This window comes from Streptomyces sp. NPDC034099 (assembly GCF_055575415.1).
The window spans coordinates 301,989-325,308 of the sequence record NZ_JBVISR010000004.1 but is presented as its reverse complement, the minus strand read 5'-3'; the positions used below and the strand labels follow the sequence as shown (position 1 = coordinate 325,308).

Genomic DNA, 23,320 nt, shown 5'->3' with positions numbered 1-23,320 from the left:
CGGGGGCGGGACGCGGGCAGGACTCTGGGCCGTGGCGGGTGCGGCGACCCTCGCGTTCCTCATGGCCCTGGAGATCGCCGCGCGCCGCTACGGCCTGCCGGGGCCGATGACCAACCAGGCCAAGGAGCTGGTGTTCGCCCCCGCGTCGGGACCCCTGCTCTACGCCGGTCTGGCGCTCACGATGGTGGTCCTGACCTGGCGGCAGCGGTTCGTCGCCGCGGCCGTCGCGGTCGGCGTCGACCTCACCATCGCGCTGGTGCGGTGGGCGGCGGACGCCAGCGTGTCCGGCAGCCACTCCTTCGGCAACGGCGCGCTGTGGGTGGTCCTGGGCTGCGGAGTCGTCGCCGTGACGCGGCGCACCGGAGCCGAACGGATCCTCCTGCTGAAGGGCGTCGGGCTCGGCCTCCTGCTGGTGGCCGGGCGCAAGACGGGCGACGCCTGGCTGCTGATCACCTCGAAGACCCGCCCCGACGTCCTCGACCCGTACGTGGCGACCGCCGACCACGCGCTGGGGAACCCGTCGTGGCTGATGGGACGGGCCGTGCAGGCCACCGGAGCGGTCGGTGAGCACGTACTGGACTGGGTCTACGTCCAGCTCGCGGTGGCCGCGGTCGTGGTCGCGCTGTACCAGCTGCGCAACGTGGCGGCCGAGCGCCGGTTCCCGCGCCACCACCTGGTCCGCACCTTCCTGCTGATCGGTCTGCTCGGGCCGGGCATCTACATGATCTTCCCGGTGGTCGGTCCGGTCTTCGCCTACGGCACCGGGGCCTTCGGCACCGGCGGCGCGGAGTGGGCGATCGCCGACCTGTGGCCGCACACGCTCCCGCCGATCGGCACGCCCCACCCGTTCACGTACGACGGGGTCACCCCCCGCAACTGCATGCCCAGCCTGCACACGGCCTGGGCCACCGTGATCTTCATCCACTCCCGGAAGGGTCCGCGCGTCCTGCGCTGGGCGGGAACGTTCTGGCTGGTCGCCACGCTCACCGCGACGCTGGGATTCGGCTACCACTACGCCATCGACCTCGTCGCGGGAGTGGTGTTCGCGGTCACGGTCGAGGCGGGGCTGCGTGCCCTGGACCGCGGCTGGGACCGGTCGGGAACCCTGCTGGTCGCCCACGGGGCGCTGGTGTTCACCGCGATCCTGGCGTCGACGCGCTACCTGTCGCTGGAGATGGCCCGGCACCCGTGGGTCTTCGGGCCGCTCCTGCTGCTGGGGATGGCCTCGGTGATCCACGGCTTCGTACGGACCGCGAAGGGCTGGGAACCGGCGACCGCGCCGCCCCCGGCCCGTCCGGAACCGCAACTCGAAGCGGCCTGAGGGGGCTTGAGGAGCCGGGGGCCGGACCGCCACCGGTGTGCGCCGCGCGGCACCACACCCGGTCACCGGCCCTCGGGCCCCCGGACCAGTACCTTGCACCCATGCCTGATCTGAGCCCCTCCTCCCCCGCCGAGGCCTACGCGGCGTTGCTGCAGGGCAACGCCCGCTTCGTGAGCGGTGACCGCCTGCACCCCAACCAGGACGCCGACCGCCGGTCGGAGCTGGCTCCGCGCCAGCATCCCTTCGCGGTGCTCTTCGGATGCTCTGACTCGCGGCTCGCGGCCGAGATCATCTTCGACCGGGGGCTGGGCGACCTGTTCGTGGTGCGGACGGCCGGCCATGTGGCGGGCGCGGAGGTGCTGGGCAGTGTCGAGTACGGCGTCGACGTGCTGGGCGCACCGCTCGTGGTGGTGCTCGGGCACGACTCCTGCGGCGCGGTCACCGCGGCCGCCGAGGCCGTACAGGGCGGCACCGCGCCGGCCGGTTACCTCGGGGACGTGGTGGAGCGGGTGATCCCGAGCGTGCTCGCGGGGCGCGCCCAGGGCCGTACCGGGATCGACGAGTTCGTGGACGAGCACATCCGCCGGAGCGTCGACGGGCTGGTGGGCCGCTCGGCGCTGCTGGCGGCCGAGGTGGCCGCGGGCCGGTGCGCGGTCGTCGGCCTGTCGTACCGCCTGGCCGGGGGAACCGTGAAGCGCGTGGCGGCCCACGGGCTCCCGGAGTAGCCGACCGCCCCGGTGCCTCCGTGATGCCACGCATGGCACCACGGAGGCATCCATCATTTCTGGAGCGTTTCCGCAGGTCGGAGGGCTGCTCCTGGCGGGCTCGCGAATGTGGTGCCATTGCGGCTTGCGTATGACGCCACTGTGGTGCCATGATGGCGTCATGGACCTCACCCCGTACGTCGACACACTTCGCCGCGAACTCGCGGTGGCCGCCGAAGCCGGTGGCGAAGAAGCCCGCGAGCTGGCCGAGCGGCTCATCGCTCCGCTGGACTCGGCGACCCGGCTGACCATGCTCAACGTGCTCTCCGCCGCGATGGACGAGATCACCCGCGAGCTGGCCCCCGGTTCGGTCGACGTACGGCTGCGCGGGCTCGAGCCCGACTTCGTGGTGACGCTGCCGCCCGCCGACATCGGCGGTGCCGCGGTGCAGGCCGCGCCCGTCGAGACGGTCAAGGCGCCGGCGCCCGGCGACGGCGACGAGGGCGGCACCGCCCGGGTCAACCTGCGGCTGCCGGCCCACCTCAAGACGCGCGCCGAGGAGGCCGCGAGCCGCGAGGGGCTGTCGGTCAACGCCTGGCTGGTGCGGGCCGTGTCGGCCGCCGTCGAAGGCGGCGGCGCCCCGCCCGCGCCGGAGCGGGCGAGCAGCGTCGGTCAGAGCTTCACGGGCTGGGTGCGCTAGCCCCTCGCACCCGCGCCCGGCCCGCACCCGGGCCCCGGAGAACCAAGCACAGCACAGCGCTCACACCACGTCCCACCAGCGGGGACACTCTACGGACCCAAGAGGACGGTACAGCCATGCCTTCTTTCGACACTCCCGGACCGATCGCCGTGACCGCCCACGTGGGCGCCGGTTCCATCCGGTTCACCGCGGGCGACCGGCTCGACACGGTCGTCGAGGTGCGCCCCGGCGACCCGAAGCGGGACAAGGACGTACGGGCCGCCGAGCAGACCGAGGTCTCGTACGCGAGCGGCGTCCTGACGATCAGCACGAAGGAGCGCCGCTTCATCGGCCCCACCGGCACCGTCGACGTGACGGTGGAACTGCCGGCCGGGTCGCGGGTCGACATGGAGGGCTCCTGGACCCAGGTCCTCGGCGAGGGCCGGCTCGGCGAGGTCCGGGTGAAGACCCCGGGCGGTGACGTCCGCCTGGACACGACCGGGCCGCTCCGGCTCGACGCCTCCCACGGTTCGGTCACCGTGGACCGGGTCGAGGGCCCGGCCGAGATCACCACCAGCTCCGGCAGCGTGCGCGTCGGCTTCGTCGACGGCACCGCGGTCCTGAAGAACTCGCACGGCTCCACCACCGTGGGCGTCGCGCTCGGCGACCTGCGGGTCAAGAACGCCAACGGCGACATCAACGTCACCCGCGCCGAGGCCTCGCTCACCGCCACCACCGCCCACGGGACCTTGCGGGTGGACGAGGTGGTCCGCGGCGAGGTCCGGCTGGAGACCTCCTACGGCGCCATCCAGGTCGGCATCCGCGAGGGCACGGCCGCCTGGCTCGACGCCCAGTCCAGCGGAGGGCAGGTGCGCAACACCCTCACCGCGTCCGGCAGCCCCGCGGCGACCGAGGAGACCGTCAAGGTCCACGCCCGCACCCGGTACGGCAACATCGACGTCCGCCGCGCCAAGGCCTGAGCCCCCGCTCTTCCCGCCGGCCGCCGTACGCCCGGTGTCCCCTCTCTCACCGCTCCGATCCGTCGTCCCCGATCCGTCATCCCCTCGAACGGGAGGGCTCCATGCCTTCATCTGTCATGCCCACGACCACCTCGGGATCCGGTCCGCGGGCGTCCGCCGCCGTCTCCGCCGTGGGTCTGCGCAAGTCGTACGGCGACAAGACCGTCCTCGACGGCATCGACCTGCGCATCCCGGCCGGGTCCGTGTTCGCGCTGCTCGGGCCGAACGGCGCCGGCAAGACCACCACCGTGCAGATCCTCTCCACCCTCGTCTCCGCCGACGGCGGTCAGGTCCAGGTGGCGGGCCACGACCTCGCCACCGACCCGCAGGCCGTGCGCGGCGCCATCGGGGTCACCGGGCAGTTCTCGGCCGTGGACGGCCTGATCACCGGCGAGGAGAACATGCTCCTCATGGCGGACCTGCACCTGATCCCCCGGCGCGAGGGGAGGCGGATCGCCGCCGAACTGCTGGAACGCTTCGGCCTCACCGAGGCCGCGAAGAAGCCCGCCTCCACCTACTCCGGCGGCATGAAGCGCCGCCTGGACATCGCCATGACCCTCGTCGGCAGCCCCCGGGTCATCTTCCTCGACGAGCCCACCACCGGGCTCGACCCGCGCTCCCGCCACACCATGTGGCAGATCATCCGCGAACTCGTCACCGGCGGCGTCACCGTCTTCCTCACCACCCAGTACCTGACCGAGGCCGACGAACTCGCCGACCGCATCGCCGTGCTCCACGACGGGAGGATCGCCGCCGAAGGCACCGCCGAGGAACTCAAGCGGCTCGTCCCCGGCGGACACGTCCGGCTCCGCTTCACCGACCCGGACGCCTACCGCGGTGCCGCCGCGGCACTGCCCGACGGCACCGGGGACGACGACTCCCTCACCCTCCGGATCCCCAGCGACGGCAGCCAGCGCGACCTGCGCTCCGTCCTCGACCGCCTCGACGGCGCGGGCATCGAGGCCGACGGGCTGACCGTGCACACCCCCGACCTCGACGACGTCTTCTTCGCCCTGACCGGCGGCGCCGGCGTCCCCGCCCAGTCCGACGTGACCAAGGAGACGGTCCGATGAGCAGCCTCGCCCTCGCCGCGCGCAACTCCTCCACCATGCTGCGCCGCAACCTCCTGCACGCCCGGCGCTACCCCTCCCTCACCCTCAACCTGCTGCTCACGCCGATCATGCTGCTGCTCCTCTTCGTCTACATCTTCGGAGACACGATGAGCGCGGGCATCGGCGGCGGCGCCGACCGGTCCGCCTACGTAGCGTTCATCGTGCCGGGCCTGGTGCTGATGACCATCGGCAGCACCACGGTCGGCACCGCCGTCTCCATCTGCAACGACATGACCGAGGGCATCGTCGCCCGGTTCCGCACCATGCCCATCCACCGCGGCTCGGTGATCACCGGGCACGTCATCGGCAGCGTGCTGCAGTCGGTGGTCAGCGTGGTCCTCGTCGGTGCCGTCGCCGCCGCCATCGGGTTCCGGTCCACCGACGCCACCGTCCTGGAGTGGCTCGCGGCCTTCGCGCTGGTCACCCTGTTCGCCACCGCGCTCACCTGGATCGCGGTCGGCATGGGCCTGATCAGCCCGAACGCCGAGGCCGCCGGCAACAACGCGATGCCGCTGATCTTCCTCCCGCTCATCTCCAGCACCTTCGTGCCCATCGACGCCATGCCGGGCTGGTTCCAGCCGGTCGCCGAGTACCAGCCGTTCACCCCCGCCATCGAGACCCTGCGCGGTCTGCTTCTCGGCACGGAGATCGGCCACAACGGCTGGCTCGCCCTCGCCTGGTGCGTGGCCCTGTGCGCGCTCGGCTACCTCTGGTCGAAGTCGGTCTTCAACCGCGACGCGAAGTAGGCGGCCCGCTGCGCGGGAGGCACCCGCGACCCGTTCCGCCCAAGGGCGGCGCCCCGACACCTCGTCGGGGCGCCGCCCTTGGCGTTGCCCGGGCGAGGGCGAGGTGGTGCAGGTGGCACATGAAATGGCTCCACATGGCGCCAAAGATGTGCCATAGTGGTGCCATCGATGGTGCGACGGAGGGGGACGGACCGACATGGACACAGCCCGGAGCAACCGACGGGCCACGCCCGGCGCCCTCGCGGCCTTCGCCCGCTTCGTGCTCTGCGGGGGCGGGCTGGGCCTCGCCTCCAGCTTCGCCGTGGCCGGCCTCGCCTCCTGGGTCCCCTGGGCCCTGGCCAACGCCCTGGTCACCGCGGCGTCCACGCTCCTCGGCACCGAGCTGCACGCCCGCTTCACCTTCGGCGCGGGCAGGCGTACGACCTGGCGCCAGCACGCCCAGTCGGCCGGATCGGCGGGGGCCGCGTTCGCGGTGACGTCCGTGGCGATGCTCGCCCTGCACCAGGTGGTGGCGGCGCCCGGTGCGGTGCTCGAACAGGCCGTCTACCTGTCCGCCTCCGCCCTCACCGGTGTCGCGCGCTTCGTGGTCCTGCGCCTCGTCGTCTTCGCGCGGTCCGGGGGCGTTCCGTCGGCCCCGTCGTCAGAGAGGTGTCAAGGGCGTTCGCGCCGCCGTATGGAAGCCGTCAACGGTGGCCGAAACCGGTCGGGAGGGGGCTCTCCTCTCCTTGTCAGCTTCTCTCCCGAACCTCTCTAGGAGCTAGCGATGGCCGACGTGGCCTTCGTCGTCACCACGATCGCGGTGTTCGCGCTCGTCGCCCTGGCCGCCAAGGGGGTGACGAGGCTGTGACCGCGGAGAACATCGTCGGTCTGATCGTGGCCGTCGCCCTGCTCGGTTACCTCGTCCTCGCCCTGATCCACCCGGAGAGGTTCTGAGCACCGCATGAGCCCCGTCCTCGCCGGCGTGCTCCAGCTGCTCGCGCTCATGGCCGCGCTGGCGCTCGCCCACGTCCCCCTCGGCACCTACCTGGCCAGGGTCTACTCCTCGTCCACGCACCTGCGGGTCGAGAAGTGGATCTACCGGGGCATCGGTGCCGACCCGGACACGGAGATGCGCTGGCCCGCGTACCTGCGCGGCGTCCTCGCCTTCTCCCTCGCCGGAGTCCTCTTCCTCTACCTGCTCCAGCGGCTCCAGGGCGTCCTGCCCGGCTCGCTCGGCTTCGCCTCCATCGACCCGGACCAGGCGTTCAACACCGCCGCCTCCTTCGTGTCCAACACCAACTGGCAGTCGTACTACGGCGAGCAGGCCATGGGCCACGTCGTGCAGACCGCCGGCCTGGCCGTGCAGAACTTCGTCTCGGCCGCCGTCGGCATCGCCGTGGCCGTCGCCCTCGTCCGCGGCTTCGCCAGGTCCCGCACCGGCGAACTGGGCAACTTCTGGGCCGACCTGGTCCGCGGTGTCGTCCGCGTCCTGGTGCCCATCGCCGTCGTCGGCGCGCTGGTCCTGGTGGCCTGCGGGGTCATCCAGAACTTCTCCGGCATCCACGAGGTCGGCCGGTTCACGGGCGGCTCGCAGCAGTGGAACGGGGGCGCGGTCGCCTCCCAGGAGGTCATCAAGGAGCTGGGCACCAACGGCGGCGGCTACTTCAACGCCAACTCCGCCCACCCCTTCGAGAACCCGACGCCTTTCACCAACCTGTTCGAGATCTTCCTGATCCTGCTGATCCCGGTCGCCCTGACCCGCACCTTCGGCGTCCTGACCGGCTCGGTGCGCCAGGGCTACGCGATCCTCGGGACGATGGCCACCATCTGGCTCGCCTTCGTCGCCCTGATGATGTGGACCGAGTTCGCCCACCACGGCCCGGCGTTGCAGGCGGCCGGGGGCGCGATGGAGGGCAAGGAGGTCCGCTTCGGCATCGGCGGCTCGTCGGTCTTCGCGGTGTCGACCACCCTCACCTCCACCGGCGCCGTGGACTCCTTCCACTCCTCCTACACCGGTCTCGGCGGCGGCATCACCATGCTCGGCATGATGCTGGGCGAGATCGCGCCCGGCGGAGTGGGCTCCGGCCTCTACGGCATGCTGGTCATGGCGGTCATCGCGGTCTTCATCGCGGGCCTGATGGTCGGGCGCACCCCCGAGTACCTGGGCAAGAAGACCGGCATCCGCGAGATCAAGTACGCCGCCTGCTACATCCTGATCACCCCGGCTCTGGTCCTGGTCCTGACCGCCGCCGCGATGGCCCTGCCCACCCCGGGCGACTCGATGACCAACAGCGGGGCGCACGGCTTCTCCGAGATCCTGTACGCCTACACCTCGGCCGCGAACAACAACGGCTCCGCCTTCGCGGGCCTGAACGCCGACACCCAGTGGTTCAACACCACCCTCGGCCTCGCCATGCTCCTCGGCCGCTTCCTGCCGATGGTGTTCGTGCTGGCCCTCGCGGGCTCGCTGGCCGGTCAGCGGCCGGTGCCGGCCACCCGGGGCACCCTGCGCACCGAGAAGCCCCTGTTCGCCGGGCTGCTGGTGGGCGCCGTCCTGATCATCACCGGTCTGACCTACTTCCCGGCCCTCGCCCTGGGCCCGCTCGCCGAGGGGCTGGCATGACCACCGACACGCGGAAGCAAGAGGACGCCATGTCCACAGTCACCATCCCGCCCCGGGCGCCGCACGGCGACGCACCCGCCGGGCCCCGGCCCGGGGAGGCCCGCGTCGGCGCGGGTCTCTTCGCCCCGAAGCACCTGCTCACGTCGCTGCCCGACGCGTTCCGCAAGCTCGACCCGCGCGTGATGGTGAAGTCGCCCGTCATGTTCGTCGTCCTCGTCGGCTCCGTCCTGACCACGGTCTTCTCCTTCACCGACCCCGGCGACTGGTTCGGCTGGACGATCAGCGCCTGGCTCTGGCTGACCGTGCTCTTCGCCAACCTGGCGGAGGCGGTCGCCGAGGGCCGCGGCAAGGCCCAGGCCGACACCCTGCGCAGGGCGAAGACCGACACCGTCGCCCGCCGGGTCGACGGCACCACGGTTCCCGGCACCCGACTCACGGTCGGCGACCTGGTCGTCTGCGAGGCCGGGGACGTCATCCCCGGCGACGGCGATGTCGTCGAGGGCGTCGCCTCGGTCGACGAGTCGGCGATCACCGGAGAGTCGGCGCCCGTCATCCGCGAGTCCGGCGGCGACCGGTCCGCGGTCACCGGCGGGACGAAGGTGCTCTCCGACCGCGTCGTCGTCCGGATCACCACCAAACCCGGCGAGACCTTCATCGACCGGATGATCAGCCTGGTGGAGGGGGCGGCCCGGCAGAAGACGCCGAACGAGATCGCCCTGAACATCCTGCTGGCCTCGCTGACCGTCGTCTTCCTGCTGGCCTGCGCCACCCTCCCGCCGTTCGCCGACTACGCCGGCACCCGTCTGGACCTGGTCGTGCTGGTGGCCCTGCTGGTCTGCCTCATCCCGACCACGATCGGCGCCCTGCTCTCCGCGATCGGCATCGCGGGCATGGACCGACTGGTGCAGCGCAACGTGCTGGCGATGTCGGGCCGCGCGGTCGAGGCCGCCGGTGACGTCTCCACGCTGCTCCTCGACAAGACCGGCACGATCACGCTCGGCAACCGGCAGGCCGCCGAGTTCGTGCCGGTGCGCGGGGCGACGGAGGCCGAGGTCGCCGAGGCCGCCCAGCTCTCCTCGCTCGCCGACGAGACACCCGAGGGCCGCTCCGTCGTCGTCCTCGCGAAGGAGAGGTACGGGCTGCGCGAGTGGCCGCAGGGCGAGCCGGCCGGCGCCGAGTGGATCGGGTTCACCGCCCGGACCCGTATGTCGGGCGTGGACGTGGACGGCCGCAAGGTGCGCAAGGGCGCGGCCGGTTCGGTCGTCGCCTGGGTCGAGGAGCGGGGCGGCAGGGTCGCCGAGGACGCCGCCGCGACCGCCGCACGCATCTCCCAGGCGGGCGGTACGCCGCTGCTCGTCGCGGTCGAGGACGAGCGCGGCGCGCGCGTCCTCGGGGTCGTCCACCTCAAGGACGTCGTCAAGCAGGGCATGCGGGAACGGTTCGACGAGCTGCGCCGCATGGGCATCAAGACCGTCATGATCACGGGCGACAACCCGCTGACCGCGAAGGCGATCGCCGACGAGGCGGGCGTCGACGACTTCCTCGCCGAGGCCACGCCCGAGGACAAGATGGCGCTGATCAAACGGGAGCAGGCCGGCGGCAAGCTGGTCGCGATGACCGGCGACGGCACCAACGACGCCCCCGCGCTGGCCCAGGCGGACGTCGGCGTGGCCATGAACACCGGCACGTCGGCCGCCAAGGAGGCCGGCAACATGGTCGACCTCGACTCCGACCCGACCAAGCTCATCGAGATCGTCGAGATCGGCAAACAGCTGCTGATCACCCGCGGGGCGCTCACGACGTTCTCCATCGCCAACGACGTCGCCAAGTACTTCGCGATCATCCCGGCGCTCTTCGCGGCCGTCCACCCGGGCCTGGACAAGCTCAACATCATGGGGCTGTCCTCCCCGTCCTCCGCGATCCTGTCCGCGGTGGTCTTCAACGCGCTGATCATCGTCGTACTGGTGCCGCTCGCGCTGAAGGGCGTGCGCTACCGGCCCATGAGCGCCGACCGGATGCTGCGCCGCAACCTCGCCGTCTACGGGCTGGGCGGCCTGGTCGCCCCGTTCGCCGGCATCAAGCTCATCGACCTGATCGTCTCCCTCGTTCCCGGGATCGGCTGACCGACATGAACACTTCGCTGACCAACGCTGCCCGGCTGCTCGCGGCGGGCCTGCGCGCCCTGCTCGTCCTGACCGTGGTCACCGGCATCCTCTACCCGCTCGTCGTCACCGGCGTCGCACAGGGGCTGTTCCCCGGAAAGGCCAACGGCTCGGAAGTCACCGCGGACGGCGGCCGGGTCGTCGGCTCGTCCCTCATCGGCCAGGCGTACGAACTGCCGCTGCGGGACGGCCGGAAGACCCCGGAGCCGGACCTGAAGTGGTTCCAGGGCCGCCCCCGGAACGGCCTCGGCGCCAACAGCGTCAACACCCAGTACGACCTCATCCTGTCCGGGGCCACCAACCGCTCCGCCGACGACCCGGAACTGGTCCGGTGGGTGAAGGACGCCAAGGCCGCCGTGGTGAAGGACAACTCCGTGCCCGGCCACCCCGTGCGGCCCGAGGACGTGCCCGCGGACGCCGTCACCTCCTCCGGGTCGGGACTGGACCCGGACATCTCCCCGCGGTACGCCGACCTCCAGGTGCACCGGGTCGCCGAGCGGAACGGCCTGCCCGCCGAGCGCGTCCAGCGGCTCGTCGACGAGCACACCACCTCCCGCACCCTCGGCTTCATCGGCGAACCGCGGGTGAACGTGCTGGAACTGAACATCGCGCTCAAGGAACTGGTGGCACCGGCGGCCGGGAACTGAGGCCTGGTTACAATCCGGGCCATGGCCCTGACCGTGCGCGACGTGGAACGGTTCGAGGCCTCCAGGCCCCGTCTGGAGGCCATCGCCTACCGCCTCCTCGGCTCCGCGAGCGAGGCGGAGGACGCCGTGCAGGAGACCTTCCTGCGCTGGCAGGCGACCGACGTCGAGCGCGTCGAGGTCCCGGAGGCCTGGCTGACCAAGGTCCTCACCAACCTGTGCCTCAACCAGCTCACCTCGGCCCGCGCCCGCCGGGAGACCTACGTGGGCCAGTGGCTGCCCGAGCCGCTGCTCGACGGCGACCCCATGCTCGGCCCGGCGGAGACGGCCGAGCAGCGCGAGTCGGTCTCCCTGGCGGTCCTCGCCCTGCTGGAGCGGCTCTCCCCGGCCGAGCGGGCGGTGTACGTCCTGCGGGAGGCGTTCGGGTACCCGCACCGGGAGATCGCCGCGATCCTCGACATCACGGAGGACGCCAGCCAGCAGACCCTGCACCGGGCCAGGAAGCACGTCGCGCGGGGCACGGCCCGCACCGAGGTCGACGAGGCCGCGGCCCGGCGGATCGTCGAGGAGTTCCTCGCGGCGGCCACCAGCGGCCGGACCGAACCACTGGTCCGGCTGCTCACCCAGGACGCCGTGTCCATCGGCGACGGTGGCGGAAAGGTCCCGGCCCGCGCCAAGGCGTTCGAGGGCGCCCGCGCCGTGGCGACGTTCCTGCGGGGCCTGTTCAAGCCCGGCAAGGCCAAGCGCGCCCTGACCGGCGGTCCCGCCGAGATCTACGCCGCCACCGCGGGCGGCGACCCCGCCGTCGTGGCCGTCGTACACGGCCGGGTCATCGGGATCATGTGCCTGGAGGTCACGCCCGAGGGACTCGCGGGCTTCCGCAACCAGGTCAACCCCGACAAGCTCGAACGCGCCACCCGTCGGTGGACGGCCACCGACCACGGAGAACCCCTGATCCGGGCCTTCTGACCGAATGTGGTGCGCGTCACTCCCCGTCCCTGTCAGGAATCGGCGGGCTGCCCGGTTCAAGGGGCGAGTCCCGCTGGAGAGACCCTCAGCGGCCGGAGACAAGGGAGCACGTCATGCAGCACACCCCGCGGCACCGCATCGTCGTCCTGGGCGCCGGATACGCCGGAGCCGTCGCCGCCGGCCGCCTCGCCAGGCGACTGCGGAGCGAGGACGCGGCCATCACCCTCGTCAACGCCGAGCCCCACTTCGTGGAACGGGTCCGGATGCACCAGCTCGCCGTCGGTCAGGAGCTCAGGACCCGGCCACTGGACGCGATGTTCGCCGGCACCGGGGTCGACGTGCGGATCGCGCGGGTCACCGGCGTGGACGCCGACCGCAAGGCCGTCTCCGTCACCGGTCCGGACGGTGCCGGTGAACTGGCGTACGACACCCTGGTCTACGCCCTCGGCAGCGCCTGGAACCCGCAGGACGTCCCCGGTGCCGTGGAGCACGCCCACGAGATCGCCGGCCGCCCGGGCGCGCTCCGGCTGCGCGAACGCCTGGCGGGGCTGGAGGCAGGGCGGTCCGTGGTCGTGGTCGGCGGCGGACTCACCGGCCTGGAGGCCGCGTCCGAGATCGCCGAGGCCCGCCCGGACCTGGACGTGTCGCTCACGGCGCGCGGCGGCCTCGGCGACTGGCTCTCCCCCCGGGGCCGCCGCCACCTGCGGAAGGTCTTCGCCGCCCTCGGCATCACGGCGTACGAGAACACCCCCGTCACGGCCGTGGCCGCGGACCACGTCGTCACCGCCGACGGCACGTCCGTACCGGCCGACGTGACGGTGTGGACCACCGGATTCGCCGTCCACCCCCTGGCGCGGGCCACCACGCTGGAGGTCACCGACACCGGCCGGATCGTGGTCGACGGGACCATGCGCTCGGTGTCCCACCCGGACGTGTACGCCGTCGGCGACGCCGCGCTCGCGGCGGGCCCCGGCGGCAAGCCGCTGCGGATGTCGTGCGCCTCGGGCGTCCCCACCGCCTGGCAGGCCGCCGACGCCATCGCGGCCCGGCTGACCGGCGGAAAGCTTCCGAACGTGACGCCGCGCTACTTCAACCAGTGCATCTCGCTGGGCCGCGGCCAGGGCCTGATCCAGTACGTCACCGCCGACGACCGTGCCGTGCGCGGGGCGCTGACCGGACGGCTCGCCGCCCTCTACAAGGAACTCGTCTGCAAGTCGGCGGCCTGGGGCGTCGCCAACCCGACCCTCGGCATCCCGACCCGGCGCCGCCCGGTCACGGCCCCGGCTCCGCAGCCGGCGACGACGGGCTGAGCGGCCGCCGCGCTCAGCGCACCGGGAACCCGAAGGTGTGGCCCTGCTCCTTCAGCCAGGGCAGGACCTGCCGCAGGGCCTCGACGGTCTGGGTGCGGTCGCCCCCGGCGTCGTGGAAGAGGATGGTCGGGCCGTTGGACAGCTCCCGCTGGACGGTGGTGACGATGGCGTCCGTGCCGGGCCGCTCGAAGTCCTTGGTGTCCACGTTCCAGCCCAGCGGGCGCATGCCGTGGGAGGCGGCGAGCTTGCGGCTGTAGGGGGTGAACGCCCCGCCGGGGGCCCGGTAGTACATCGGCCGGACGCCCCCGGACGCCTCGATGATCATGCGCTCGGCGTCCAGGATCTCCTTGGACTGGTAGGCCTCGGACTTCTTGTCCATGCCGGTGTCGTGCGACACCGAGTGGTCGCACAGCCGGTGCCCGGCGGCGACGACGTCCTTCACGAGGTCCGGGTGGGCCTGCGCCTGAACGCCCGTCATGCAGAAGGTGGCCTTCACCCCGTACTCGTCCAGCAGGTCCAGCACCTGGGGCGTCCACGCCGGGTCGGGACCGTCGTCGATGGTGATGTTCACGCCGCGGGGCCCGGCGTCCGAGGCGTGCGCGATGCTGATGTCGACCGGCTCGGCGGCGCCGCCCGGCATGGCCGACGCGGACGCCTCCGGCGCCGGACCGCCCCCGACGGAGTCGGCCTGCGCGGTCCACACCGAGGCGCCGACGGCGAGCATCGTCACACCGAGCGCCGCCCCGACCACCTTGCCGTACCAGCCCCGCCCACCACCGTGCCGCGCCATGTCCGCCGCCCCGCCTTCGCGTAGTTCCTCGCCGCCGGTCCCCGCTCACGTCGGGGACCACATGACAGGACGGCAGAACCCGGCCGCGGGATCCCGCCGTTACGGATCACGGACAATCCCGGGGGAGTTCGCGGACAACTCGGCGGGGCTACGGCTCACCCATGGGCGAGGTACTCCCAGAAACAGGCCGCCGCGCCTGTGCAAGCCGTGCACGACCCGACCATCCAGTACAGGGAGAAGGTGTTGAGGGGGACCTTGTCCCAGGGCTTCTCCTCCTGTTCCCGGATGTCGGCCGCGACCTTCTTGACGATCGGCGCCGGCATGACGACGAACGTGAACAGGACGCCGCTGTGGATGTAGAGGGTGTGCGGGACGGAGTAGCCCTTCACCGTGGCGTTGGGCAGCAGGAACAGCCAGCCGGCCAGCGGGCGGCGAACATGCGCAGCCGGGCCTTGGACGTCGGCATGCACCAGTGCATCGCGGCCGTGTGGACGACGGTGGCGCCGAAGGCGATGAGCCACCAGTCCTCCGTGCTCAGTCGAACAGACATGATCGCGGGCCCCTTTCGGACGGAAGCCTGGGCAGCCCGGCCGCTTCGGCGCCCGTGGCGGTCCCCGGCGCGCCCAGGGTGTGCAGGATGCGGGTCAGGTCGGCCGGGGCCGCCGCGAGGCGGACCGGGGCGCCCGCGTCGTCGAGTTCGGCGACGTGCCAGCCGCGGGGGACGAAGTCCCCGTCACCGCCCCGCGGGCGCCGTACGCCCTGGACGGTGAGCCGGTGCACCGGAATCGCTCTCGCCGCGAACCGCCCGGGACCGGGGTGCGGAACGACCGCGGGCGAGCCGTCGCCGAGCACGACGTGGGTGCCGAAGTGGTTCGGGTTGTAGTCGGTGCTCTCCAGGAAACGGGCGGCGAGGAACACGTCCCCGCCCTCGGCCCCGTCCTCGTCGCCGGGCTCCCCGGGTGCCGCCGCGGTGCCCGCGGGCGTATGGATCCGGGTCGCGCGCCAGGCCAGGACGAGGAGGCCCGCCGTGCCGAGCGTCCCCACGACCGCCCACGCGAGCACCCCGGGTGAGGTGGGCAGCCCCATGGGGTGGAGGTGGCACAGCGGCAGCAGCCACAGGGCCGTGGCGAGCAGGGCGCCCGCGAACGGAAGCGCGGACGGCAGGACTTCGTCGTCGGGGAGCCGACGCCCGCGCCGGTGCAGCAGCACCCGGGCACCCGGATACCCGGCCGCGAGGCCGAGCGCGGCGGCGAGGACGGCCAACGAGCCGGCGCTGGTGAAGTGCTCGCGCCATACGTGGTGTTCCGCCGCCACCACCCTCACCTGCCCGCGCCACAGGGTGAGTTCGACACGGTCACCGACCCGGAAACCCTGGGCGCCCTGTCGCGAGACCGTGAGCCGGTCCACCGGCCGGCCGTCGGCGAAGTAGAGCCGGCCGGGCTGCTTCGCCCGGCCCACCTCGGTCCGCGCGATCACGGCCGGCACCGTGGTCAGGCACGCGCCGCGCTCCGCGGACGGCGTCCCGGCGGCGCAGGGGACCGCCGAGTCCCACGCCTCCTTCGCGGCCCCCGTGACCGGCACGAACCACGCGGCCAGACCGGCCCCCGCGAGCAGCAGCACGCACAGGACCAGCGGCACGGCGGCGCCGCGCCCCGCGGTGCGCCTGGAGATGACGGCGAGGTGGTCCGACTCGGGGCTCCCGTGACGGCGGTGCAGGGCCCGCAGCGCGTCCAGGCTCGCGTCGAAGTCCGGCCGGTCGGCCCGGGACACGGACAGCGGCAGGGGCAGCCGCCGGGTCCGCCCGTCGCGCAGCAGCACGCCGACGCGGAAGTACTCCTCCCCGTGCCGCCCGTACTGGATGTGGACGCGCAGGTCGGCGATGTCGCCCCACGGCAGACTCCGGCGGCGGCGCACCAGCGAGCCGTACCGCACGCCGTACGCGTCGGCGCTCACCTCGAGGGTGGCTCCGTGGAGGGACGCGACGCCCAGGAGGGCGGCCGGCAGCCCCCCGCCCACCCACCAGTCCGCGACCCCACCCGAGTACAGCAGGCGCCCCGCGGCCAGCACGGCCCCGGCCGCGCCCAGTCCGACGAGGACCCACAGGGGCCGCGTGCGAAGGGGACGGACGCTCACTTCCCGGCCGACGGTCATGCGCGCATGGTGCCACCGGCCGCTTCGCGTCCGCCTGTACGGCGTCCGGCAGTCTTCCGGCCCGCGACACTGCCGGGGTCGGGCGAGCGGGCGGATCGGCGCGCCCGCCGGGTCACAGCGGACGCCAGGCGGCCCCCTCCCCGTGCTGACCAAGCCTCAAGGCTGCGCGCGGCCCTGCACCACTGGCCGGTGACGGCCCCCCGAGGCGCAGGGCCGTGAACGGCAGGTCCGGGCGGTCACTTGCGCCAGAAGAGATGGTGCGTCACGCCGCTCGGGCTGGGCACGACCTCTCCGTGGAACCGGTCCAGCAGCTGCTCGGGCGAGTCCCACAGCCGCAGTCCGGACCCCATCGTCACCGGCGCGACGACCACGTGCAGGGTGTCGACGAGGTCGGCGTCGAGGAACTCCCGGATGGTGGACACGCCGCCACCGAGCCGGACGTCCTTGCCCTGCGCGGCCTCCCGCGCCCGCGCGAGCACCGTGGCGGGGTCGCCGTCCACGAAGTGGAACGTGGTGTCGGAGAGCGTGAACGACGGGCGCGTGTGGTGGGTCAGGACGAACACCGGTGTGTGGAACGGCGGCTCGTCACCCCACCAGCCGCGCCAGTCGTGGTCCTGCCACGGTCCGCGCTGGGGCCCGAACTTGTTGCGGCCCATGATCTCGGCGCCGATGTTGTGACTGAAGTCCCGGGTGAAGTAGTCGTCGAGGCCCCGGCTCCCCCCTGGCTCGGTGCGGTTGGGCCAGCTCGCCGTGGCGCCGGCCCAGGCCATGAGCCGCGCCGGATCGATGGCGTGGCCGAAGGGCCGCTCCAGACTCTGGTCCTCGCCGGCGGCGACGCCGTCGCTCGAGACGGTGAAGTTCTGCACTCGCAGCAGCTGATCCATGCGTTCCCTCATCAGGTCCTGTGGGTTCCGGGCGATGCGTCCTCCATCAAGATGTCGAACGGGAGGCGACCGGATCGACAGCGCCGCGCGACTTCTTTCGAAGCGTGCCCGGCGCGCGACCCCCGCGCGCGGCCCTCGCGGTCTTCACTTGTCCCTCACATGTCATACGCTGCGTCTTCGGCAGCGCGCGCGCACCCGTCGTCGGGTGCGGGGGGACGCGCGGCCTCTCGTTCTCGCCCGGTGAGAACCGGGCTTCTTCTGTGGGGGTTCACATCACTGTGCGCACGCGCAGCATCGCGACCGCGACGGCACTCGCGGTCGTTCTCAGTTCCGCCGTCCTGGTGGGGGGCGTGGCGGGCCCGGCATCGGCGGACTCGGCGAAGGGCCTGCCGGTGAAGTCGGTCGGCGACATGGTCGTGGACGGAGCCCACCAGCGGGTCTACGTCTCCGACCCGACCGGCGGCAAGATCGTCGTCACCGACTACAGCGGCACCGTGAAGGCGACGCTGACCGGTCTCTCCGGTGTCTCCGGCCTGGCACTGTCCGCCGACTCCGGGCAGCTGTACGCGGCCGTGACCGGCGGCAACCGGATCGTCTCGGTGGCGACGAGCACGTACATCCGGACCGCGAGCTACCCGGTGGGCGCGGCTCCCGGCGACCTGGAGGTGGTGGACGGCCGGATCTGGTTCGCCCACGGGACGGACTTCGGCTCGTTGGACACCTCCGGCCCGGAACCCGTCGTGCACCTCGCCCAGCGCGGCGACGCCGGCTTCTACGGTGCCTCCGGGATGTTCCTGGCGTCGGACCCCGCGGTCCCGGGCGTCCTGGTGGCCGGCAACGGCGGCGACCTCGCCGTCTACGACGTCTCGGCGGACGGGGCCGCGCTGCGGGCCAAGGGCTCCATGGACACGGCCGTGAAGCAGCTGGACCTGACGCCCGACGGCAAGCAGGTCCTCACCTCGTGGGGCGCCCCGGAGTACGGCTACGGCCTCGGCTCCTACTCGACGGCCGACCTCACCGAGCAGTCGGGCTACCCCATCGACGCCTACCCGAACGCCGTGCGGGTCGCGCCGGACGGCAGCGTCGCGGGGGGCAGCTTCTCCTGGTACGAGCCCGACGTCCACGTCCACCGGCCCGGTGACAAGGTGCCCGTGCGGGAGTACGACTTCCCCAACACCGGCGACAGCAGCGGCGCCGACACCCTCGTGGACGGAGCGCTCGCCTGGGCGCCGGACGCGAGCCGGGTCTTCGCCGTCTCCGTGAACACCTACGGCACCCACACCCTGCGTGCCCTGACCGACCCCACCAAGGAACTGCCCTCCCTCAAGGTGGCGGCCCCGGCCAAGTCGGAACGGGCCAAGAAGCTCACCGTCACCGGCAGGCTGACCTCCAGGAAGCCCCTGGCCGCCGGCACCGGCCTGAAGGTGACCCGTACGGACGTCGAGTCGCCGAAGGGCAGGACGCTGGCCGCCGTCAGGACGAAGGCGGACGGCAGCTTCTCCTTCACGGACACACCGCCCGCCGGCGGCAAGGTCACCTACAAGGTCTCCTACGCGGGCGACGCCACGCACGCCCCGGCCTCCGGCTCGGACGCGGTGGACGTCTCACGCAGGACGGCCGCGCTGAGCCTGAACAACAACGGCAAGGTGTACGCGTACGGCAAGAAGGTCACCTTCACCGCGCACCTCGGCACGACGTACAAGAACCGGACCGTCTCGATCTACACGGACCCCTTCGGCACCGACAAGCCGAAGAAGCTGCTCAGGACGGCCGAGGTCAACTCCAAGGGCAACCTGTCGGCCACCGTGACCCTGACCCGCGACACCACCGTCTCCGCGGTCTTCACCGGCGACGCCCGCTACACCTCGAAGACCGTGAAGTCCACGGGGTACGCCCGGGTCAGGGTCTCCACCGCCGTCTCCAAGCACTACAAGACGGGCAGGATCGGCTCCACGACGTACTACTACTTCCACAAGAAGACCGATCCGGTGTTCACCACCACCATGAACTACTACAAGGGCCGCAAGCAGCGCCTCCAGCTCCAGGTCTACTACCGGGGAGCCTGGCGCGACTCCGCCTCCGAGTACTTCGCCCTGGGCACCGGGGGCAAGTCGGCCGTACGCCTGGAGGCCCCCGGCGAGTCCGGCCTCCGCGCCCGCATGCGCTCGTCGTACGTCAACGGCTCCTCCGGCGACACGATCAACACCACGACGCACGGCTCCTGGAAGTACTTCACCTTCACCAAGTAACCCACCCCGTCGCCGGTACTGCCCCCCGGGCCGCACCGGCGGCGGCCGTCCACACGGGCACGCCGGTCCGTGGCTTCTAGGCTCGGACGCGGGAGCGCCGGAGCGGTGCGCCGGCGTTGTGGAGGCTGGCGAGCGCCAGCCGGTACGAGGCGACCAACCCCGTCTCCGCGTAGTCGACGCCCTCTTCCCCGCAGTACCGCCGGACGATGGCGCGGGCCTTGCGCAGGTTGGGGCTCGGCATGCTCGGGAAGAGGTGGTGCTCGATCTGGTGGTTCAGGCCCCCGAGCGCCAGGTCGGTGAGCCGGCCTCCGTTGACATTGCGCGAGGTGAGCACCTGGCGGCGGAGGAAGTCGGGGCGGTCGTCGGCCGACAGGATCGGCATCCCCTTGTGGTTGGGAGCGAAGGCCGAACCGAGGTAGACGCCGAACAGGCACTGGTGGACGGCGAGGAAGGCGATCGCCATGCCCGGCGGCAGCACCCAGAACAGGGCGGTCAGGTAGACCGCGCAGTGCGCGAAGAGCAGGCTGCCGTCGAGTGCGCGGCGCTTGAGCCGGCGGTTGGCGACCGCCCTGCCGCTCGCCACGTGCAGGTTGAAACCCTCCAGCGTGAGCAGCGGAAAGAACAGGAACGCCTGCCAGCGGCCGAGCAGACGGGGGAGACCGGTGGCCGCGCGAGCCTGGTCCGGCGACCAGACGAGCAGGTCGGGGCCGATGTCGGGGTCGAGGTCCTCGGTGTTGGGGTTGGCGTGATGACGCGTGTGCTTGTCCTGCCACCAGCCGTAACTCATGCCGATCGACGCGCCGGCGATCCGACCGGACACTTCACTGGCCCGGCGGCGGCGGAACACCTGCCGGTGGGCCATGTCATGGGCGACCAGCGCGACTTGCCCGTACATGACGGCCAGGAAGGCGGCTACCGCCAGCGTCCACCATGAGGGGCCGACGAAGACGAAGGCGGCCCATCCGGCGGCGTAGAGCCCGGTCACGGCGGTGATCCGTAACGTGTAGTAGCCGGGGCGGCGTCTCATCAGACCGGCGTCCGCGATCTTCTTCGAGAGGCGGGCGAAGTCGCTGCCGGGGTGGTCGGAACGCGTGGTGGAGCTGGTGGCCATGGTCATGAGGGTGAAGCTCCCTGAGAGGCGGGCGGATGACTCGGAGCGGCGAGCGGGACAGCTGCGGGGACCGGGAGGCGCGTACCCGAACCCGCCCTACGGCGGCGCCTACCACCGAGGGGCACGGGTTCCCAACCCGGTGGGTCCCACACGGCTGCGAGGATCCGTCGCCGCCGTCGGCGACGGAGTGCGGGCTTCTCCGTCGGTGCCGGGTACGCGGCCTTCGAGTGCGGTGGCCATGAGGAGGGCGGCGGCTTCCTCCGTCGCGTCCGGCGACACCACCAGCAGGTCCCAGCGGCCGAGACCGGGGGAGAGCAGGGTGACCCTGTCCAGAGCGGGCGGCGAGGCCGGGGCCTTGTTCAGCCGAACGACCTGGTTGGCGACGAACATGCGCCCCGGTGCCGCCGACCAGGCCGCGGCGTCCACGGTGACGCCGACGATGTCGCCCCACGCGCTCGGCAGCGCGGCGAGCAACTGGGGGAGCTGCGTCAGAAGGTCGCGGGAATGCGGCCACCACACTCCGTCGTTCCGGCGGGGCAGCACGTCGCGTGGCGCCAGGCGCAGGCGGACGAGGGGCAGGGGGAGGGCGGACGGTGCGTCCGGAGCCGTGGTGGTCACGTGAGTTCTCTCTGACGATGTGGGTGTTTCTGGTACGCGGGGCGGCGAGGCGGTCCGGTGGGGTGCGGTGGACGTGGGCACCGGGCGCGGCGTAGAGGGATGCGGGGCACGGCGGCTGACGGCCCGCCCGCGCCTGTGGGGGCGGCGTACCGGGAGTCGCGCCCGTCTCTCGAGAAGAGCGGCGACGACGATCACCGAGGGCTCGTGGGAGGAGAGTCGGCGGGTATGAACGGAGTGAGAGGGGCGCCGTCCGGCGTGAGGAACTCCGTTGGATTCCGAGGGTGGAGCCGGCCCGCCGCCGGCGTGCCTGATGCCCTCGGTCCCCTCAGCCTACTCCCCGGCACGTAAAGGCGGCGTGACGGTCGGTCATCGGTGGCGCAGTGGCAGCAAGTGGGCGGACGCCGCCGTCGTCTCACGGCTTCGGCACGCGCAGGGCGAGCAGGGCCACGTCGTCGGTGCTGCCGGGAGGCACGTGGGCGAGTATCTGGTCGCACAGCGTGTCCAGCGGTTCGGCGGCGTGCGCGAGGACGTGCCGTCGCAGCCGGTCCAGCCCCGTGTCCAGGTCGCTGCCCGGTGTCTCGACGAGCCCGTCGGTGTACAGCAGCAGGGTGGAGCCGGGTTCCAGGGGGTGAGTGGCGTCGGGCCGGCCCGGGCCGGTGACCGGACCGGTGCCGAGGAGCAGTCCTTGACCGGCCTCCAGGTAGCACGCGGTGCCGTCCGGCGAGAGGAGCAGCGGAGGCGGGTGTCCCGCACTGGTCCAGCGGAGGGTCCACGGTCCCGTGTCCGGGTCCCCCTCGACGCGGGCGAGGACCAAAGTGGCCAGTGGGACGGTGGTGATGACAGGCATGGCGGCGTCGAGACGGTCGACGACGGCGCCGGGCGGTCCCGTGTGGTCCCAGGCCAGTGAGCGCAGGATGCCGTGCAGTTGCGCCATGCCGGCTGCGGCGGTCAGGTCATGGCCCACGACGTCACCGATGACCAGGGCGAGCGCGCCGTCCTTCAGTGCGAAGGCGTCGTACCAGTCCCCGCCGACCTGCGAACCCGCCGGGGCGGGCTGGTAACGGGCGGCCAGCCGGAGGCGGCCGGGCCGGGGCAGCGGGGCGAGCAGATTGCGCTGCATGGCCTCGGCGACGGCGCGCTGACGGCCGTAGCGACGGGTGTTGTCGATGACCAGGCCGACCCGGCGGCCGACGTCGCCCACCGCCTCCAGGTCGCCGCCGTCGAAGGGGTGTGCCGGATCGGTGCGCACCACCGTCAGTGCCCCGGTGATCCGGTCCTCGGCGCCGAGCGGCACCGTGACGGCGGAACTCGCGCCCACGGCATGCAGGAAGCCGCTGTGGAGAGCGGTCAGAGGGGACTGTCCGACGGGCGGTGCGACGGTTGCCACCCGCTGCGCAAGTACGGATTCACCACCGGTCAGCGCCCGGGCCAGAGGGGAGTCCTCCGCCTCACCGGCTGCCTCCGGGACGGGTGCGTGCCGGCCCTCGAATCCGGCGTCCCGCCCCTCGGGACCGCTCACCGCCACCCGGTGGACATCCCCGGAACCGGTCCGCAGATCCACCGCCGCCCAGTCGGCGAGGCGGGGCACCAGCAGGCGCACCAGGCGGGCCAGGGCCTCGTCGGTCTCCAGGGTCTGCCCCAGTACGTCCGTGATCTCCGCGACCAGGGACAGCCGCTCGTTGAGGTCCTCCAGCGCGCGCGTGCGTGCCGTTCGCTCCCGGTGGATGCGGCGGTTCCCGGTGGCATCCGTGAACAGCAGTGCCATACCCCTGACGGCGCCGTCCTCCGTGAGGGGGGACGCGGACCAGGAGACCGCCAGCAGGCTGCCATCGCCCCGCAGGTATGTGCCGCCCTCCCCGCGGGCCCCCTTCCCGTCGGCCAGCACCTGGAGCAGTGGGCACCGGTTCCGCGGCACCCTGTTGCCGTCCGCGTCCCGGTGCAGCAGATCGTGGGCGTCGGCGCCCCGCATCGCCGCGGTGGCGCGGTCCAGCAGCCGCTCGGCCGCCGGGTTCGCGGCTACCACCCGTCCGGCCGTGTCCAGCACCAGCAGCGCCGTGCCCAGCCGCTCGACGACCTGCGGCCAGAACCCCGGCTCGTCGGCCGACCACCGCCCCACGTCATCACCCACCGCATCACGTCCGTACTGCCCGGAGACTGCCTCACCGTCGATCGTCCTCCGACGCGAGTCTGTTCGCAGGACGACGTCGGCGCTGCCGCCGTCGAAGTAGCGGTCCGGGTCTTCCGGGTGG

The 23,320-nt window shown here is 72.5% G+C and carries 21 protein-coding genes; 14 read left to right on the top strand and 7 right to left on the bottom strand.

Annotated elements, in window-relative coordinates; genetic code table 11:
- Positions 1-31 precede the first annotated feature (31 nt).
- The 13 genes from ACZ56V_RS13925 to ACZ56V_RS13865 all read left to right on the top strand — a co-directional run bounded on the left by ACZ56V_RS13925 (position 32) and on the right by ACZ56V_RS13865 (position 13,268).
- Entirely contained in the window at positions 32-1,321 is a 1,290-nt protein-coding gene (locus ACZ56V_RS13925; RefSeq protein ID WP_398911601.1) for a phosphatase PAP2 family protein, read from the top strand.
- A gap of 101 nt (positions 1,322-1,422) precedes the next feature.
- A complete protein-coding gene (locus tag ACZ56V_RS13920; RefSeq protein ID WP_467378904.1) occupies positions 1,423-2,046 on the top strand; it encodes a carbonic anhydrase in 624 nt (207 codons plus the stop codon).
- Between the two features lie 160 nt (positions 2,047-2,206).
- On the top strand, positions 2,207-2,725 hold the full coding sequence (locus tag ACZ56V_RS13915) for a hypothetical protein (RefSeq protein ID WP_356367346.1): 519 nt from the start codon (positions 2,207-2,209) through the stop codon (positions 2,723-2,725).
- 116 nt (positions 2,726-2,841) lie between these two features.
- Entirely contained in the window at positions 2,842-3,684 is an 843-nt protein-coding gene (locus ACZ56V_RS13910; RefSeq protein WP_467378907.1) for a DUF4097 family beta strand repeat-containing protein, read from the top strand.
- A 101-nt stretch (positions 3,685-3,785) separates the two neighbouring features.
- Positions 3,786-4,796, top strand: coding sequence for an ATP-binding cassette domain-containing protein (locus tag ACZ56V_RS13905; RefSeq protein WP_467378909.1), 1,011 nt, complete (start codon positions 3,786-3,788; stop codon positions 4,794-4,796).
- Entirely contained in the window at positions 4,793-5,581 is a 789-nt protein-coding gene (locus ACZ56V_RS13900) for an ABC transporter permease (protein ID WP_398911606.1), read from the top strand. Before ACZ56V_RS13905 ends, ACZ56V_RS13900 begins: the two co-directional genes overlap by 4 nt.
- Before the next feature lie 196 nt (positions 5,582-5,777).
- Entirely contained in the window at positions 5,778-6,335 is a 558-nt protein-coding gene (locus ACZ56V_RS13895; RefSeq protein WP_467378912.1) for a GtrA domain-containing protein, read from the top strand.
- A gap of 89 nt (positions 6,336-6,424) precedes the next feature.
- Positions 6,425-6,514, top strand: a complete 90-nt coding sequence (kdpF, locus tag ACZ56V_RS13890; protein WP_037922167.1) for a K(+)-transporting ATPase subunit F — start codon at positions 6,425-6,427, stop codon at positions 6,512-6,514.
- 7 nt (positions 6,515-6,521) lie between these two features.
- Positions 6,522-8,183 (top strand): potassium-transporting ATPase subunit KdpA, encoded by a 1,662-nt coding sequence (kdpA, locus tag ACZ56V_RS13885; protein ID WP_468942165.1) that lies wholly within the window; start codon positions 6,522-6,524, stop codon positions 8,181-8,183.
- Positions 8,180-10,306 (top strand): potassium-transporting ATPase subunit KdpB, encoded by a 2,127-nt coding sequence (gene kdpB, locus ACZ56V_RS13880; RefSeq protein WP_468942163.1) that lies wholly within the window; start codon positions 8,180-8,182, stop codon positions 10,304-10,306. The genes kdpA and kdpB overlap by 4 nt, the downstream gene beginning before the upstream one ends.
- 5 nt (positions 10,307-10,311) lie before the next feature.
- Complete coding sequence (locus ACZ56V_RS13875) at positions 10,312-10,992, top strand: potassium-transporting ATPase subunit C (RefSeq protein WP_468942161.1); 681 nt, start codon at positions 10,312-10,314, stop codon at positions 10,990-10,992.
- 21 nt (positions 10,993-11,013) lie between these two features.
- Entirely contained in the window at positions 11,014-11,958 is a 945-nt protein-coding gene (gene sigJ / locus ACZ56V_RS13870; protein WP_398911611.1) for an RNA polymerase sigma factor SigJ, read from the top strand.
- Positions 11,959-12,071: 113 nt separating this feature from the next.
- Positions 12,072-13,268, top strand: a complete 1,197-nt coding sequence (locus ACZ56V_RS13865; protein ID WP_468942158.1) for an NAD(P)/FAD-dependent oxidoreductase — start codon at positions 12,072-12,074, stop codon at positions 13,266-13,268.
- A gap of 13 nt (positions 13,269-13,281) precedes the next feature.
- Here ACZ56V_RS13865 and ACZ56V_RS13860 read toward each other — a convergent pair whose 3' ends face one another.
- The 4 genes from ACZ56V_RS13860 to ACZ56V_RS13845 form a co-directional block, all read right to left on the bottom strand.
- Positions 13,282-14,058: a polysaccharide deacetylase family protein gene (locus ACZ56V_RS13860; RefSeq protein WP_398911613.1), complete on the bottom strand. Its 777-nt coding sequence runs from the start codon at positions 14,056-14,058 to the stop codon at positions 13,282-13,284.
- Positions 14,059-14,213: 155 nt separating this feature from the next.
- On the bottom strand, positions 14,214-14,528 hold the full coding sequence (locus tag ACZ56V_RS13855; protein WP_468942155.1) for a hypothetical protein: 315 nt from the start codon (positions 14,526-14,528) through the stop codon (positions 14,214-14,216).
- Between the two features lie 64 nt (positions 14,529-14,592).
- Positions 14,593-16,209 carry a PH domain-containing protein gene (locus ACZ56V_RS13850; RefSeq protein ID WP_468942152.1) on the bottom strand — a complete coding sequence of 539 codons (1,617 nt, stop codon included), beginning with the start codon at positions 16,207-16,209 and terminating at the stop codon, positions 14,593-14,595.
- Positions 16,210-16,445: 236 nt separating this feature from the next.
- Positions 16,446-17,093 carry a dihydrofolate reductase family protein gene (locus ACZ56V_RS13845; protein WP_356367323.1) on the bottom strand — a complete coding sequence of 216 codons (648 nt, stop codon included), beginning with the start codon at positions 17,091-17,093 and terminating at the stop codon, positions 16,446-16,448.
- A gap of 278 nt (positions 17,094-17,371) precedes the next feature.
- On the opposite strand from ACZ56V_RS13845, the gene ACZ56V_RS13840 reads away from it, so the two are divergent.
- Positions 17,372-19,342, top strand: a complete 1,971-nt coding sequence (locus tag ACZ56V_RS13840; RefSeq protein WP_468942149.1) for a YncE family protein — start codon at positions 17,372-17,374, stop codon at positions 19,340-19,342.
- A gap of 76 nt (positions 19,343-19,418) precedes the next feature.
- Here the strand turns inward: ACZ56V_RS13840 and ACZ56V_RS13835 are convergent, their stop codons facing one another.
- The 3 genes from ACZ56V_RS13835 to ACZ56V_RS13825 all read right to left on the bottom strand — a co-directional run bounded on the left by ACZ56V_RS13835 (position 19,419) and on the right by ACZ56V_RS13825 (position 23,199).
- Complete coding sequence (locus ACZ56V_RS13835) at positions 19,419-20,459, bottom strand: fatty acid desaturase family protein (RefSeq protein WP_467378928.1); 1,041 nt, start codon at positions 20,457-20,459, stop codon at positions 19,419-19,421.
- A gap of 102 nt (positions 20,460-20,561) precedes the next feature.
- The gene (locus tag ACZ56V_RS13830) at positions 20,562-21,071 is read right to left on the bottom strand and encodes a DUF5994 family protein (protein WP_468942146.1); all 510 of its coding nucleotides are present in this window, start codon (positions 21,069-21,071) and stop codon (positions 20,562-20,564) included.
- Between the two features lie 412 nt (positions 21,072-21,483).
- Positions 21,484-23,199 (bottom strand): PP2C family protein-serine/threonine phosphatase, encoded by a 1,716-nt coding sequence (locus ACZ56V_RS13825; RefSeq protein WP_467378931.1) that lies wholly within the window; start codon positions 23,197-23,199, stop codon positions 21,484-21,486.
- Positions 23,200-23,320 lie beyond the last annotated feature (121 nt).